Source organism: Sphingomonas sp. TX0543, assembly GCF_048565505.1.
Classification (GTDB): domain Bacteria; phylum Pseudomonadota; class Alphaproteobacteria; order Sphingomonadales; family Sphingomonadaceae; genus Sphingomonas.
Genome location: NZ_JBLZUS010000002.1, coordinates 578,319 through 592,525, shown reverse-complemented (window position 1 = coordinate 592,525; position 14,207 = coordinate 578,319). Strand labels below are relative to the sequence as shown.

The 14,207-nt window shown below is 64.2% G+C and carries 15 protein-coding genes; 10 read left to right on the top strand and 5 right to left on the bottom strand.

Going from position 1 to position 14,207, the window contains the following annotated elements; translation table 11 throughout:
• The first annotated feature begins 47 nt into the window (after positions 1–47).
• From hemE to ACM61V_RS03480, 5 genes are all read left to right on the top strand, one after another.
• Positions 48–1,067 carry a uroporphyrinogen decarboxylase gene (gene hemE / locus ACM61V_RS03500; RefSeq protein ID WP_283214561.1) on the top strand — a complete coding sequence of 340 codons (1,020 nt, stop codon included), beginning with the start codon at positions 48–50 and terminating at the stop codon, positions 1,065–1,067.
• The gene (locus ACM61V_RS03495) at positions 1,067–1,525 is read left to right on the top strand and encodes a CopD family protein (RefSeq protein ID WP_137786961.1); all 459 of its coding nucleotides are present in this window, start codon (positions 1,067–1,069) and stop codon (positions 1,523–1,525) included. Before hemE ends, ACM61V_RS03495 begins: the two co-directional genes overlap by 1 nt.
• Positions 1,526–1,684: 159 nt before the next feature.
• Positions 1,685–2,941, top strand: a complete 1,257-nt coding sequence (rho, locus tag ACM61V_RS03490; protein WP_137786962.1) for a transcription termination factor Rho — start codon at positions 1,685–1,687, stop codon at positions 2,939–2,941.
• A 248-nt stretch (positions 2,942–3,189) separates the two neighbouring features.
• On the top strand, positions 3,190–3,912 hold the full coding sequence (locus ACM61V_RS03485) for a TerC family protein (RefSeq protein WP_137786963.1): 723 nt from the start codon (positions 3,190–3,192) through the stop codon (positions 3,910–3,912).
• A gap of 66 nt (positions 3,913–3,978) precedes the next feature.
• Positions 3,979–4,587: a LolA family protein gene (locus tag ACM61V_RS03480; RefSeq protein WP_137786964.1), complete on the top strand. Its 609-nt coding sequence runs from the start codon at positions 3,979–3,981 to the stop codon at positions 4,585–4,587.
• A gap of 464 nt (positions 4,588–5,051) precedes the next feature.
• Here ACM61V_RS03480 and ribA read toward each other — a convergent pair whose 3' ends face one another.
• Genes ribA through ACM61V_RS03460 form a run of 4 tightly spaced genes read right to left on the bottom strand, consistent with a single transcriptional unit; the run spans position 5,052 to position 8,252 of the window.
• Complete coding sequence (gene ribA, locus ACM61V_RS03475) at positions 5,052–6,101, bottom strand: GTP cyclohydrolase II (protein WP_137786965.1); 1,050 nt, start codon at positions 6,099–6,101, stop codon at positions 5,052–5,054.
• Positions 6,098–6,880 (bottom strand): exodeoxyribonuclease III, encoded by a 783-nt coding sequence (locus ACM61V_RS03470; protein WP_137786966.1) that lies wholly within the window; start codon positions 6,878–6,880, stop codon positions 6,098–6,100. Before ACM61V_RS03470 ends, ribA begins: the two co-directional genes overlap by 4 nt.
• Positions 6,881–6,918: 38 nt before the next feature.
• Positions 6,919–7,581 carry an HAD family hydrolase gene (locus tag ACM61V_RS03465; protein WP_137786967.1) on the bottom strand — a complete coding sequence of 221 codons (663 nt, stop codon included), beginning with the start codon at positions 7,579–7,581 and terminating at the stop codon, positions 6,919–6,921.
• Positions 7,578–8,252: a YggS family pyridoxal phosphate-dependent enzyme gene (locus ACM61V_RS03460; protein WP_137786968.1), complete on the bottom strand. Its 675-nt coding sequence runs from the start codon at positions 8,250–8,252 to the stop codon at positions 7,578–7,580. Before ACM61V_RS03460 ends, ACM61V_RS03465 begins: the two co-directional genes overlap by 4 nt.
• A 22-nt stretch (positions 8,253–8,274) precedes the next feature.
• Here ACM61V_RS03460 and ACM61V_RS03455 point away from each other — a divergent pair, with 22 nt between their 5' ends.
• On the top strand, positions 8,275–8,784 hold the full coding sequence (locus ACM61V_RS03455) for a thiamine phosphate synthase (RefSeq protein WP_137786969.1): 510 nt from the start codon (positions 8,275–8,277) through the stop codon (positions 8,782–8,784).
• Between the two features lie 4 nt (positions 8,785–8,788).
• Here ACM61V_RS03455 and ACM61V_RS03450 read toward each other — a convergent pair whose 3' ends face one another.
• Positions 8,789–9,508 (bottom strand): porin, encoded by a 720-nt coding sequence (locus ACM61V_RS03450; protein WP_137787095.1) that lies wholly within the window; start codon positions 9,506–9,508, stop codon positions 8,789–8,791.
• Between the two features lie 193 nt (positions 9,509–9,701).
• Here ACM61V_RS03450 and ACM61V_RS03445 point away from each other — a divergent pair, with 193 nt between their 5' ends.
• The 4 genes from ACM61V_RS03445 to holA are packed head-to-tail and all read left to right on the top strand — an operon-like array spanning position 9,702 to position 14,206.
• On the top strand, positions 9,702–10,136 hold the full coding sequence (locus ACM61V_RS03445) for a DUF3576 domain-containing protein (RefSeq protein ID WP_137786970.1): 435 nt from the start codon (positions 9,702–9,704) through the stop codon (positions 10,134–10,136).
• 43 nt (positions 10,137–10,179) lie between these two features.
• Positions 10,180–12,690, top strand: coding sequence for a leucine--tRNA ligase (gene leuS, locus ACM61V_RS03440; protein WP_137786971.1), 2,511 nt, complete (start codon positions 10,180–10,182; stop codon positions 12,688–12,690).
• On the top strand, positions 12,687–13,187 hold the full coding sequence (lptE, locus tag ACM61V_RS03435) for an LPS assembly lipoprotein LptE (RefSeq protein ID WP_137786972.1): 501 nt from the start codon (positions 12,687–12,689) through the stop codon (positions 13,185–13,187). The genes leuS and lptE overlap by 4 nt, the downstream gene beginning before the upstream one ends.
• Positions 13,184–14,206, top strand: coding sequence for a DNA polymerase III subunit delta (gene holA, locus ACM61V_RS03430; RefSeq protein WP_137786973.1), 1,023 nt, complete (start codon positions 13,184–13,186; stop codon positions 14,204–14,206). Before lptE ends, holA begins: the two co-directional genes overlap by 4 nt.
• Position 14,207 lies beyond the last annotated feature (1 nt).

The window sequence follows — 14,207 nt, the reverse complement described above, 5'->3', positions numbered from 1 at the left end:
AACAACCTCTTTGAATCCCTTATTATTGAAGAAGGATGCACTTCCCGGTGACCAAGGCCCTGCTCAATGTCCTGAAGGGTGAGAAGTCCGCCATTCCACCGATGTGGCTGATGCGACAGGCGGGGCGATACCTTCCCGAATATCGCGCACTGCGGGCTGAAAAAGGTGGATTCCTGGCACTCGCGACCGATCCCGCGGCAGCGGCCGAGGTCACGCTGCAGCCGATCCGCCGCTTCGGTTTCGATGGCGCGATCCTGTTCTCGGACATATTGATGGTGCCCTGGGCGCTGGGGCAGGATCTCACCTTCGGTGCCGGCGAGGGGCCGCGTCTTTCCCCGGCGCTCATCGATCATCCGTTGGGCGCGCTCGAGCGGGCTCAGGCGCGGCTCGATCCGGTTTATCAGACGGTCGCGCGGGTCAAGAGACAGCTTCCGGCCGAGACGACCTTCCTCGGCTTTGCTGGCAGCCCCTGGACCGTCGCCACCTACATGGTTGCCGGGCAGGGCAGCCGCGACCAGGGCGAGACACGCAGCTTCGCCTATCGCGATCCGGTTGCGTTCGACGCGATCATCGCGGCGATCGTCTCGATGACGGTCGACTATCTGTCGCGGCAGATCGAGGCCGGCGTGGAAGCGGTGCAACTGTTCGACAGCTGGGCGGGCAGCCTGTCGCCTGAACAGTTCGACCGTTGGGTCATCGCGCCCAACGCGGCGATCGTGCACGCGCTGAAGGAGCGCCACGCGGAGACGCCGATCATCGGCTTTCCCAAAGGTGCAGGGGGCAAGCTGCCTGCCTATGCCATCGGGACGAACGTGGACGCGATCGGGCTGGACGAAACGGTCGATCCGCGCTGGGCCGATGCCGTGTTACCGCCGGGAATGCCGGTGCAGGGCAATCTCGATCCGCTGGCGCTGGAGACGGGGGGCGATGCGCTGTCGCGGGGAATCGATCGGGTGCTTGAAGCATTTCGCGATCGGCCACACATCTTCAATCTCGGCCACGGCATCGGCCAGCACACGCCGATCGCCCATGTCGAGCAACTCGTGGCGCGGGTGAGGAGAAACTGATGCAGCCGGGATTTCTGGGCGCGGCCTATGACTGGGTGAAGGCCGGGCATGTGATCTTCGTGATCTTCTGGATGGCCGGCATGTTCATGTTGCCGCGTTACCTGGTCTATCATCAGGAAGGCCTTGCCGATCCCGCCGACGCCGCGCGTTGGGTGGAACGGGAACGCCGCTTGCGCAGCATTATCCTGACGCCGGCGATGGTGCTCGTCTGGGTGTTCGGCGTGCTGCTTGCGATCAATCTTGGATTGCTGGCGGGTGCGCCCGGTCTCGGCTGGCTCCATGCCAAGATCGCGATTGTCGTGCTGCTTTCGGGCTACCACGGCTGGGCGGTCGGATATTCCAGGAAGCTGGCGGCGGGAAGGCCGACGCTGAGCAACCGGACATTGCGGATGATGAACGAGGTGCCGGCGCTGGCCGCTACACTGACCGTGATTCTCGTGATGGTGCGCCCGTTCTGATCTGCTTGCCCTTCGTATCTTGACTTGCCGGCGGCCTCTTCCTAGGTCGTCGCAACGGTGGTTCTTTCCTGTTCCGCCGCCTCCTTACAGCATCGTTCGCGAGCGTTATCCGCCGTCCGAGCTACCTCCCCCTGCCGATCCCATCGGGACGAGATACATATGCATTTGAAAGATTTGAAAAAGAAGGCTCCGGCGGAACTGGTCCAGCTGGCGGAGGAGCTTGGCGTCGAAGGCGCCTCCACGCTGCGCAAGCAGGATCTGATGTTCGCGATCCTTAAGGTTCAGGCCGAGAACGGCGACCAGATCATGGGTGAGGGCACGATCGAGGTGCTGGCCGACGGCTTCGGCTTCCTCCGCTCGCCGCAGGCGAATTATCTCGCCGGGCCCGACGATATCTACGTCTCGCCGAATCAGGTCCGCAAGTTCGGTCTGCGCACCGGCGATACGGTGGAAGGCGAAATCCGCGCGCCGAAGGATGGGGAGCGCTATTTCGCGCTGACCAAGCTCACCAGCGTGAATTTCGAGGATCCCGATCGCGTTCGCCACCGCGTCAATTTCGACAACCTCACGCCGCTCTATCCCGACGAGCGGCTAAAGCTGGAAATCGAAGACCCCACGATCAAGGACAAGTCGGGCCGCGTGCTCGACGTGGTCGCGCCGATCGGGAAGGGGCAGCGCTGCCTGATCGTCGCGCCGCCGCGCGTCGGCAAGACGATCATGATGCAGAATATCGCCCGCGCGATCTCGCACAACCATCCCGAAGTGTTTCTGATCGTGCTGCTGATCGACGAACGGCCCGAGGAAGTTACAGATATGCAGCGCACGGTAAACGGCGAGGTGGTGTCCTCCACCTTCGACGAACCGGCGACACGCCACGTCCAGGTCGCGGAGATGGTGATCGAGAAGGCCAAGCGCCTCGTCGAACACAAGAAGGACGTCGTCATTCTTCTCGATAACATCACCCGCCTCGGCCGCGCGTACAACACCGTCGTCCCCTCGTCGGGCAAGGTGCTGACCGGTGGTGTGGACGCCAACGCGCTGCAGCGGCCCAAGCGCTTCTTCGGCGCGGCGCGCAATATCGAGGAAGGCGGCAGCCTCACCATCATCTCCACGTCGCTGATCGATACCGGCAGCCGCATGGACGAAGTGATCTTCGAGGAGTTCAAGGGCACCGGCAACGCCGAAATCGTGCTTGATCGCAAGGTGGCGGACAAGCGCATCTTCCCGGCGATCGACGTCGGCAAATCGGGCACGCGCAAGGAAGAACTGCTGGTCGAAAAGGGGCAGCTCTCCAAGATGTGGGTGCTGCGCCGCATCCTGATGCAGATGGGCACTGTCGATGCGATGGAATTCCTGCTCGGCAAGATGAAGGATTCCAAGACGAACGAGGATTTCTTCGACAGCATGAACCAGTAGCGGTGTGAGCCCTGTGCCAGTTTGGCATGGGGCGCACCTCGATTCGACGGCGCGATATTGTGGCGCCGTTGGCCTTTTGCGCCGGCGCGGCGGAAACCGGCAGCGTATCCTCGATGGTTGCGGCGCTCGGCGACAGGGTGACCAGGTGACAGACCTGTAGCCGCGACCGCCGGTGCGCTGTAACATCCGATTGCAACCCGCAGCGGCGTTAGCCGTTGGCAGGGGAACAAATCCGGGAGTTACCAGCGTTGATCTTCACTCTGATCGCCGCCGCGGCCGCCGTGCAGGGCCCCGGTTCGCTAGGCGATATCTGGCAGCATATTGTCGCCGATTTCTCCAATCTTACCGATCCGGCGGCGCTGTCGGCATTCGGCCAGGTGCTGATGATCGATCTGGTGCTGGCGGGCGATAACGCCATTGTCGTCGGTGCGCTCGCCGCCGGTCTGCCGTCTGAACAGCGCAAGAAGGTGATACTGATCGGCATCGGCGCGGCGCTGGTGCTGCGCATTCTGTTCGCGCTGATCGTGACATGGCTGATGGGTATCGTCGGACTGATCTTCGCCGGCGGCCTGCTGTTGCTGTGGGTGAGCTGGAAGTTCTGGCGTGAGATCAGGAGCGGCGGGCATCATGCGGACGCGTCCGACGGCAGCCAGCAATCAGGCGTCTCCCCCGCCAAGAGCTTTGCGGGTGCTGCCTGGGCGGTTGCCGTGGCGGACGTATCGATGAGCCTCGATAACGTGTTGGCAGTGGCGGGCGCGGCGCGCGAACATCCGGGAATTCTGGTCGTCGGGCTGCTGCTGTCTGTCGCGTTGATGGGGCTGGCGGCCAATTTCATCGCCCGGATTATCGACCGCTATCGCTGGATCGCCTATTTCGGGTTGGCGGTGATCCTCTTTGTCGCGTTCAAGATGGTGTATGAGGGCTGGATCGGCACCGATAGCACTCATGGACTGATCTCGCTGTTCGGATGAACGGAGAGTTCACGGGGTGTTCAATCGGCGTCGGGGATAGGGGCTGGTGATGACTGGAGATTTGGCGTGAAGACCGTCCTGCCCGTTTTGTCCGCGATCGTCGCTGTGGCCGCCCCAGCGGTGGCGCAGACCGGGGATCTGGCGCAGGTGCAGCGGCACCTTTCGGCAGTTTCCAGCATGACAGCCGATTTCAGCCAGACGGACCGCAACGGCAAAGTGCTGACCGGGACGCTGACGCTCAAGAAACCGGGAAAGATCCGCTTTCAGTATGAAAAGGGCGTACCGCTCCTGATCGTTGGCGATGGCAAGGCGCTCACCTTCATCGATTATTCCGTGCGGCAGGTGCAGCGCTGGCCGATCGGCAACACGCCGCTTGGCGTACTCATCAATCCTGACAAGGATATCGGGAATTACGCGAAGGTCATTCCCTCGGCCGATCCGCGCGTGCTGTCGGTGGAAGGTTATGATGCCAGGCATCCCGAATATGGCCGAATAACGCTCGTTTTCGCACGTGACGCGGCCGCCCCGGGCGGGTTGATGTTGCAGGGCTGGGTGATGCTCGACAGCCAGGGCAATCGCACGACAATCCGCTTGTCCAACCAGCGGTTCAACGGGCCGGTGGACGATGGAGCGTTCCGTTGGAACGACCCGCGGAGGAATTCCGTTCACAGTTAGCGGCTTTTTCTTACAACCGTTCACCCGAGCGACAGGTTTCTGCGCGTAAAGATCGGGTGTGAATACAGGCCACCCGGGATTTTCCCCCTGTTGCCCGGGACTGCCAGTGTTCCCCTGCGTGACGAACGTCAGGTTGGCCCTCGCTCCAAGCCCCCGGAGCGGGGGCCTTACCTTTTGGCGATTGTGCCAACGGGCGAAGCCAGCCGGTTCGCAGATGCCTGCGTTCATGATCCGCCGGATGACGACGGCGCGATGAGTGGCGCCAACGCGATCGTCGCGACGAGCCCTGGTCGATCAGTGTAGCGTCGATGGAGATCAGTCGCCGAGCGATCGCAATCACATGATTGGCCCACACGATGCCCCAGACGCAGCGGAGCGCCTTGATGTCATCGTGGAACCAGGTGGCATGGAAGGACGGCATGCCGGCTTCCCGTGCGCCATCCTGAAGCTATAATCGCCAATCCTTAAAGCTGATGCCCGGTGCGATCGCGCTTTGTGGCGAGATAGCGCTCATTGTGCCGATTGGCGGGCAGAGCGTGCGCGACACGCTCGGTGATACGGATTCCTGCATTCTCGAGCCCTGTAACCTTGGCAGGGTTATTGGTCAGCAGGCGCACCTCGCTTTGCCCGAGAAGCTTCAGCATACGCGCGGCAACACCGAAATCTCGTGCATCGATCGCAAAGCCGAGCCGCGTGTTGGCATCGACCGTGTCATGGCCCTGATCCTGCAAGGCATAGGCCCGCAGCTTGTTGACCAGGCCGATCCCGCGGCCCTCCTGTCGGAGATAGAGCAGGATGCCCCAGCCGCTCGCCTCGATTGCGCGAATCGCCGCATCGAGCTGTGGCCCGCAATCGCATTTGAGGCTGCCAAGCGCATCGCCGGTCAGGCATTCGCTGTGCAGGCGGACCAGCGGCTCGGAGCCGTTCGGTTCGCCGATCAGGAGCGCGATATGCTCGCCGGGCGATTCAGGCGTGCGAAAGGCGACTATCTCCGCATCCTCGGCATGCGCGACCGGCAGCCGCGCGCGCGCGGCGATCGTCAGGCGGATCGCGTCCTCGTGCAAATCGATATCCGCCGGAGTTATCGCTACTTCACCCGCACCGTCGAACAAGACGAAGAAAGCGGGAAGCAATCCCGCGATCCGCGCCAGCCGAAGCGCAGCGGCTGCATCCTGCGAATCATTGTTGTGGATAGCCCGAAATGGGCCCTTGAGAGGAGTGGCGAGATCGAGCTGTGGATCGGCAAGCGCCGTCGCCGTGGCGAAATCGATCCACGGCGCGCGATCAACGAGCACCGGCGCATCGGGCACCGCTGCCTCGATCTGGTTTGCGAGCTTCAGCGTTGCCGCCCGGCCTGCCGACAGCAGCACTGACGCGATATTACCGGGATCGAACGCATGAAGCCGCTCCGCATCGGCTGTTTCGATCGGAAGCAGCGCCAGTGTTCCGACACGGATCGGCCAGCCGCGACGCAGCGCGTCAATCGCGCGGGCAGCCTGGCGCGCGTCGGTCAAAAATCGAACTCGGTCATGATCGGCACATGGTCCGAAGGCTTTTCCCAGCTGCGGCACGCTTCGAAGACATGGTGCGCACGTGCGGCTTTCGCCACCTCGCCCGTTGCCCACATATGATCGAGCCGTCGGCCGCGATCATTCTTCGTCCAGTCGGGCGAGCGATAGCTCCACCAGGTATGAAGCCGTTCGGGCGCGGGGTGGAAATGCCGCCCGAGATCAATCCAGTCGTTCGATGCCTTGAGTCGATCCAGGGCCTCCACCTCGATCGGCGTATGGCTCACCACCTTCAGCAGCGCCTTGTGATTCCACACGTCGCTGGGCAAGGGCGCGATGTTGAAATCACCGGTGAGAATGGTCGGCCGATCGAGCTTTTCCGACCATTCGGTCATCCGCTGGACGAAATCGAGCTTCTGGCCGAATTTCGGGTTCACCGTCCGGTCCGGTTCGTCGCCGCCGGCGGGAACATAGACATTCTCAAGCCGCACCCCATTGGCGAGCCGCACGCCGATGTGCCGCGCCTCGCGGTTGGCCTGCCAATCCAGCCGGTCATCTTCCGACAGCGCGATCCGGCTGATGACCGCGACGCCGTGGTGCATTCGCTGGCCGTGGATCAGGATATGATCGTAGCCAAGCTTTCGGAAGATTTCGGCCGGGAAATCCTGATCGATCACCTTGGTTTCCTGCAGGCACAGGATATCCGGCGAAGCCTCGCGCAGGAACTGCTCGACGATGGCGATGCGGAACCGCACCGAATTGATGTTCCAGCTTACGATCTTCACGGGGCGGCGTGTAACCGCAGCATCGCTTTTGGGGAAGATCAGGCGAGCAGGCGGGCGACGTTCAGGAAATCGTGCGCGATCGCATGTACGCCAATTGCGCGAAGCCGCTGATCGTGATCCGCTGCGCAATGGCTGCCGGCGCACAGGCCGATCACATGGCCGCCCGACGCCACCGCCCCGGTCGCCCCGACTGGCGAATCCTCGATGATCGCGCAGCGTTCGATCGGCACGCCGAGCGCGTTCGCGCCGTAGAGGTAAAGGTCCGGCGCGGGCTTTCCGCGTGCCACGTGCTCGCGCCCCGAGTAGATATGGTCGCCGAACGCGCCCGTCAGCCCGATATGATCGAGGTGACGGCGGATCCAGCGCGTCGAACTGGAGGAGACGATCGCGCGCGGCAGATCAGGCGGCAACGATTCGACAAACGCGACCGCGCCTGCCACCGCCTCTATCCCCTCCGCCATGACGCGCGCATCCTCGGCCTTGCGCGCCGCGTGGAAATCTTCGGGAATCGGGCGGCCGATCCACTGCTCGATCCGGGCAAGGAAATCCGCGCCGGCAAGGCCCATGAAATTGGCCATCGATTGCTCGGGCGTGATCGGATGGCCAATCGACGTGAGATAGTCGGCGATCTGGCGGTTCCCGATCGCCTCGCTTTCGATGAGCACACCGTCAAAATCGAACAGGATCGCGTCGACCTTCATGCGCGCGCGCCGAACAGTGCGCTGCCGATGCGGACATGCGTGGCGCCGAGCGTCACCGCCGTTTCGAAATCACCCGACATCCCCATGCTCAGCCCGGTGATTCCATGATCGCGCGCCAGCTTGGCGAGCAGCGCGAAATAGGGCGCGGCTTCCACGTCAGCGGGAGGGATGCACATCAAACCGGCGAGGGGCAGATCCGCCGCGCGCGCCGCCGCGAGCAAATCGGGCAGCGCAGCGATGGCACAGCCGCCTTTCTGAGCCTCGTTGCCAATATTGACCTGGATGAAACAGCCGGGGCGCCTTCCGAGTGCGTCCATCGCCTTTGCGAGCGCGCTGACCAATGAGGGGCGATCGACGGCATGAATCGCATGCGCGAGAGCTACCGCTTCCATCGCCTTGTTAGACTGGAGCTGCCCAATCAGGTGCAGCCGGGCATCGGGGCATTGTTCACGCAGCACGGGCCATTTCGCCTGCGCCTCCTGTACGCGGTTCTCACCGAAATCGCGCTGTCCTGCCGCTAGTAGCGGGGTGATCGCTTCGACGGGATGCGTCTTGGAGACCGCGATCAGCGTGATTTCGCCGGCCGAGCGGCGCGCGGTGGCGGCGGCGCGGGCGATCCGCTCGTGGATCGCGGCGAGTCGGGCGGGCGGAGACGGCTCGGCGGAATGCATGGCGCGCGCTATAGGAAGCGAGATGCGCTACCGCCACCCCGTCCCGCGCCTTTGGCTGATGACCGATGAGCGGATGGGCGCTGGACTGTGGCGCGCTGTTCGGCGGTTGCCGCGCGGCTCGGGAATCGTCTTTCGCCACTATGCGACCCCTGCACGGGAGCGGCGGCGGTTGTTCGCGGCGCTGTTGCGGATCTCTCGGCGGCGCGGGCTGGTGCTGGTGCGCGCCGGCGACACACGGCTGGCTGGCGAGATGGGAACCCATAAGCGGCGCGGCGGGGGAATCGTCACATGGCCCGCCCATTCGCGCGAGCAGGCGGTGCGGGCGATGCGCGTTGGCGCTGATGCGGTATTCATATCGCCGGTTTTCCCGACCCGCTCGCATCCCGGCGCTCCCGCATTGGGCGCGCGCCGTGCCTCAGCGATCGCGCGCGGATTGCCCGCTACTCGTATAGCGCTGGGCGGCATGGATGCGCGCAGTTACGCGCGGCTTGCCGGGTTCGACGGCTGGGCCGGGATCGACGGCTGGCTATAAGGCGTCAGAAACGGAACGCAGTGCCCACATAGACGGCCTGGCTATCCCGACGATCGTCGGCGATCTGAGTCAGCCGTTCACGCTCGCTCTTGTATCGCAGCCCGGCGGTGAGATCGACATTTCGGGTCAGCGAATAAGAGCCGCCGACATCGATCGCATAGCTCGAATTGTTATCGACCGTCTTGGGCGCGCTAGCCAGCGGATGCTCCGAACTGGCCTTTACCCGGCCAGTGAAGCGATTGAGCGAATAGCTGACCGCGACATCGGCCGATTCGCGGCTGCCTGGCTGTGGGCCGACATCGACTCGAGAGATATCGCCCGAAACGGCAAAGCGCTGCCAGCCGATCGCAGCGCCCAGGTTATAGGCGATCGGCGCGATTCCAACGGTGGGGGCATTCGACGCAAAACGAGTCGATCCATCGCCTGCGCGAGTCGAGCGAGCGCGGACAGCAACGGTAACCGCACGGTTGCCCTGTCGCGTTTCCGCGGGCGTGAAACGAAACTCGCTGACATCGCCGCCATCAAGCCCGCCGCGGGCGAATACGGCGGCAAGCCGCGGATCAGCCGACGAAGGGGTGAAGCCGCTCGAAAATCTGGCGGAACTGCCCACGGGCGCCGCCCTCTTCGCGCCATGCTGGCCCAATTCGGTGGCGCCGATCGCGGGCGCGACGACGGACGCCGCAGCGACAAGCGCCACGATCATTCCGCCAGCAATCGCCCTCATCGCGACCACGATATTCTCCGAACCAGTAGGATCGATAACGCGCCTAACACGATTCGATCCGCGTGCACCATCGCGAGAGTCGCTTTGTTGCCGACTGTTGCATGACTCCCACATCCGCCGCCGCGCTTGCGGGCGGCGGGGTGCGTCTGTAGAGGTTGTCGCTGCTGTTTCCCTAGCTTTCAGGACGATGCCGATGTTCCGCCCGTTGCGTCTCGCGCTAGCCGTTGGCGCTGCCCTTGCTCTTGCCGCGTGCGGCCACCATCGTGCCCGGCCGGAGGCCGATCTGGCTGCCTCGAAGATCACCACGATCGGCGTCAATTCCTATCTCTGGCGCGCGACGCTCGATACCCTGTCGTTCATGCCGCTGCTGCAGACGGATTCCAACGGAGGCGTCGTCGTGACCGATTGGTACGTCAACCCGCAGGTGCCGGGCGAGCGGATGAAGGTGACGGTTTCGATCCTCGATCAGGATCTGCGCGCGGATGCGCTGCGCGTTGCCGCGCTGCGTGAGGTCAACCAGAACGGGCAGTGGATTTCCGCGCCGGTCGCCGCCTCCACCACGCAGAAGCTTGAGGATATCATCCTTACGCGCGCCCGCGATCTGCGCCGCGCTTCGATCACCGGCTGACGCTGCGGGTGAACCCCTCGGCGCGGCCCAGCGACAAGAGATAATGAGCAACACCCGTTTCAATGCGCTGAAGGCCGATGCCCACTGGCAAAAGCTGTGGGATGACGCCCGCACATTTGCAGCGCGCGACGACAGCCCGAAGCCGAAGAGCTATGTCCTTGAGATGTTCCCCTATCCGTCGGGGCGCATCCACATGGGGCACGTGCGCAACTATACGATGGGTGACGTGCTGGCGCGTTTTCGCCGGATGCGCGGTATGGAAGTGCTCCACCCGATGGGCTGGGACGCGTTCGGAATGCCCGCCGAGAATGCCGCGATGGAGAAACATGTCCATCCCGGCGGCTGGACACGCGACAACATCGCGACGATGAAGGCGCAACTGAAGCGCCTCGGCTTCGCGCTGGACTGGACGCGCGAAATCGCGACATGCGAGCCGGACTATTACGGTCACGAGCAGGCGCTGTTCCTGAAGTTTCTCGAACACGGCCTGGTCTATCGCAAGGAAAGCGCGGTCAACTGGGATCCGGTCGACATGACCGTACTCGCCAACGAACAGGTGATTGACGGGCGCGGCTGGCGTTCCGGCGCGCTGGTCGAGAAGCGCAAGCTGAGCCAGTGGTTCCTCAGGATCACCGCCTTTGCGGACGATCTGCTGGCTGGCCTCGATACGCTGGAGCACTGGCCGGAAAAGGTGCGGCTGATGCAGGAAAACTGGATCGGCAAGAGCCAGGGCCTCACGTTTCGCTTCGCCCTGTCGGCGCGCGCGGGCGGGCTGGACGGGGTGGAGGTATTCACCACCCGGCCTGACACGATTTTCGGCGCGAGCTTCGTGGCGGTTGCGGCCGACCATCCGATCGCCCAGGCGATCGCCGCCGGAAATCCGGAGGCGGCCACCTTTGTCGAGCGCTGCAAGCAGGGCGGCACCACCGCCGCAGAGCTCGAAACGCAGGAGAAGCTTGGCTTCGACACGGGCCTGACAGCGACGCATCCCTTTGATCCGTCGTGGCAATTGCCCGTCCACATCGCCAATTTCGTGCTGATGGACTATGGCGTCGGCGCGGTCTTCGGCGTGCCCGCACACGATCAGCGCGATTTCGAGTTCGCGCGGAAATACGGCCTCGCGATCCGCCGCGTCGTATCCGACGGATCGAAGGACGCGCCGGAATTCCACGAGGACGAGGCCTATAGCGGCCCCGGCACATTGGTGAATTCGCACTTCCTCGACGGCATGGATGTTGAGGATGCCAAGCGCGAGGTGATCCGTCGTGCCGAGGATGGCGGATGGGGGAAGGGCTCCACGGTCTATCGCCTGCGCGACTGGGGCGTCAGCCGTCAGCGTTACTGGGGCACGCCGATCCCGATCATTCATTGCGACGGCTGCGGTGTCGTGCCGGTCCCGGCCGCACAGCTTCCGGTCGTGCTGCCCGAGGATGTGAGTTTCGACATACCGGGCAACCCGCTCGATCGGCATCCGACGTGGAAACACGTGGCGTGCCCCACGTGCGGCGAGCCGGCGGTGCGCGAGACCGACACGCTCGATACTTTTGCCGATTCCTCGTGGTATTTCATTCGCTTCGCAAGCCAGCCAAAGGACAAGCCGTTTGACAGGTCGATCGCCGAAAGCTGGCTGCCGGTCGGCCAGTATATCGGCGGAGTGGAGCATGCGATTCTCCACCTGCTCTATGCACGCTTCTGGACACGCGCGCTCAACCATGTCGGGATGATCGACATCACCGAGCCGTTCACCGGCCTGTTCACGCAGGGCATGGTGACACATGAGACGTATAAGTCCGCCGATGGCCGTTGGCTTGGGCCGGACGAGGTGCGCGATGGCATCGAGATTTCCTCTGGCGCGCCGATCACCGTCGGCCGCGTCGAGAAAATGTCCAAGTCGAAGAAGAACACCGTCGATCCGACCGGCATCGTTGACCAATATGGCGCCGACGCGGTGCGCTGGTTCATGCTCTCCGATTCGCCGCCCGAGCGCGATCTGCCATGGAGCGAATCCGGGATCGAGGGCGCGTGGCGCTTCGTCCAGCGGCTGTGGAGGTTGTTCGATGGCGAGCGCACGGGCGCCGGGGTGGATGCGCCGCTGGATCGCAAGCTGCACCAGACGATCGCGGGGATTGCCGCTGATATCGAGGCGCTGTCCTTCAACAAGGCGGTGGCCAAGCTCTATGAACTGGCCAACGCGATCGAGAAGGCGGCGCCCTCCGGCTCTCGCGATACCGCGATCGACACGCTGATGCTGCTTGTTGCCCCGATGGCGCCGCACCTTGCGGAGGAAGCCTGGGCGGCGGCGGGACGCGAGGGGCTGATCGCTGACGCGGCATGGCCGGTGGTCGATCCGGCGTTGCTCGTGGAGGACGAAGTGACGATCGCTATCCAGGTCAACGGCAAGCTGCGCGATACGCTTACGCTGCCCAAGGGTCAGCCGAAGGAGGCGATCGAAGCAGCCGCGCTTGCCAGTGACAAGGTGATCCGTATCCTGGAAGGCAAGACACCGAAGAAAGTGATCGTGGTGCCTGATCGCCTGGTGAATCTCGTCGCATGAAGCGTCTCGCCGTTCTGCTCGCGCTGCCGCTCCTGCTCGCCGGGTGCGGGCTTCGGCCGCTTTACACGGCGGGCGGGTCCGGGCCGGTGGCGAACGTGCTGGGGCAGGTGGATGTCGCGCCGATCGATGGCAAACCGGGCTGGCTCGTCGCCAATGCGTTGCGGGATCGGCTGTCTGCCGGGGGCAGCCAGACCGCGCGCTACCGGCTCGACGTGAAGCTTGATGACAAGATCGTCGGTCTCGCCGTGCGGAGCGACAACAGCGTCACGCGCGAGCGGCGCACGTTGCGCGCGCGCTATCAACTCGTCGAGCTGGATACCGGCACGGTGGTATTGGATGCGACCGCCGGGTCAGACGCCGGCATCGATGTCGTGACGTCGGAATATGCGACGATCGCGGCCGAGGCGAGCGCGCTGGAGCGTTTGAGCGATATCGTCGCTGATCAGATCGTCGCGCGCGTCGCGCTGTATGCGAGGAACGAGACCGCGCCGAAATGAAGGCCAGCGAGACGCGGATGAAGGCGGCGCTCGATCGGCCGCCGGCGGATATCCGGCTCTATCTGCTGTACGGGCCAGACGAATCGGGGGCTTTGGCACTGGCGGGCAGGCTGGGCCGCGCGATGGGGCCGGAGGCCGAACGTGTCGATCTCGATGGTGCGACGCTCAAGGCCGATAGCGCGCGTCTCGCTGACGAGGCGGCATCGCTCTCGTTGTTCGGTGGCGCGCGTTATATCCGCGTAACCGCGGCCGGGGATGAATCGACTGGTGCGGTAGAAGCGCTGCTCGAGGCGGAGCGGGCCGGCAATCCGGTGGTCGTGATTGCGCCCTCGCTCAAGGCGACCAGTCGGCTGGTCAAGCGCGCTCTTGAGGCTGATTCGGCGCTCGCTACCGCGTGTTACGTCCCGGTGGGTGAGGGCGCGGAGGCACTGGCGGCGCAGCTGGCGCGCGAGCATGGGCTGCGCATGATGGGGGGCGCCGCGCGCCGGCTTGTGCAGGCGACAGGTGGCGATCGCGCGGTGATGGTGCAAGAGCTTGAGAAGCTTGCGCTTTATCTGGACGCCGGTCTCGATCGCCCGCAGCAGCTGGATGACGGCGCGCTTGATGCGGTTGGTGCGGATCTTGGCGAATCGGAGATGTCGGAGATCGTCGAGGCGGTAATCGCGGGGCGGACGGGCGAGCTTGGCTCGGCGCTGAGCAGGATGAGCGAGGCGGGCGGATCGCCGATCCCGTGGTTACGGCAGCTTGCGCGGCGGCTGGGTGCGCTTGCGGAGATGCGTGCCGACGTTGCGGCGGGCGGCGATATCGGCTCGGTCATCAAGCGCCATCGCGTGTTTTTTCGCGAGGAGGCGGCGACAGCGATCGCCCTGCGCCGCTGGACCCCCGAAGCGCTGGTGGACGCGCAGCGACGTGTCCGCCAGCTCGAGCGCGCAATGGTGGCGAGTGGCACCGCCGGAAATGTACTGGCCGATCAGGCGATGCTGGGCCTGGCCGAGCGCGCCCGCCGGATGGGCCGCTAGA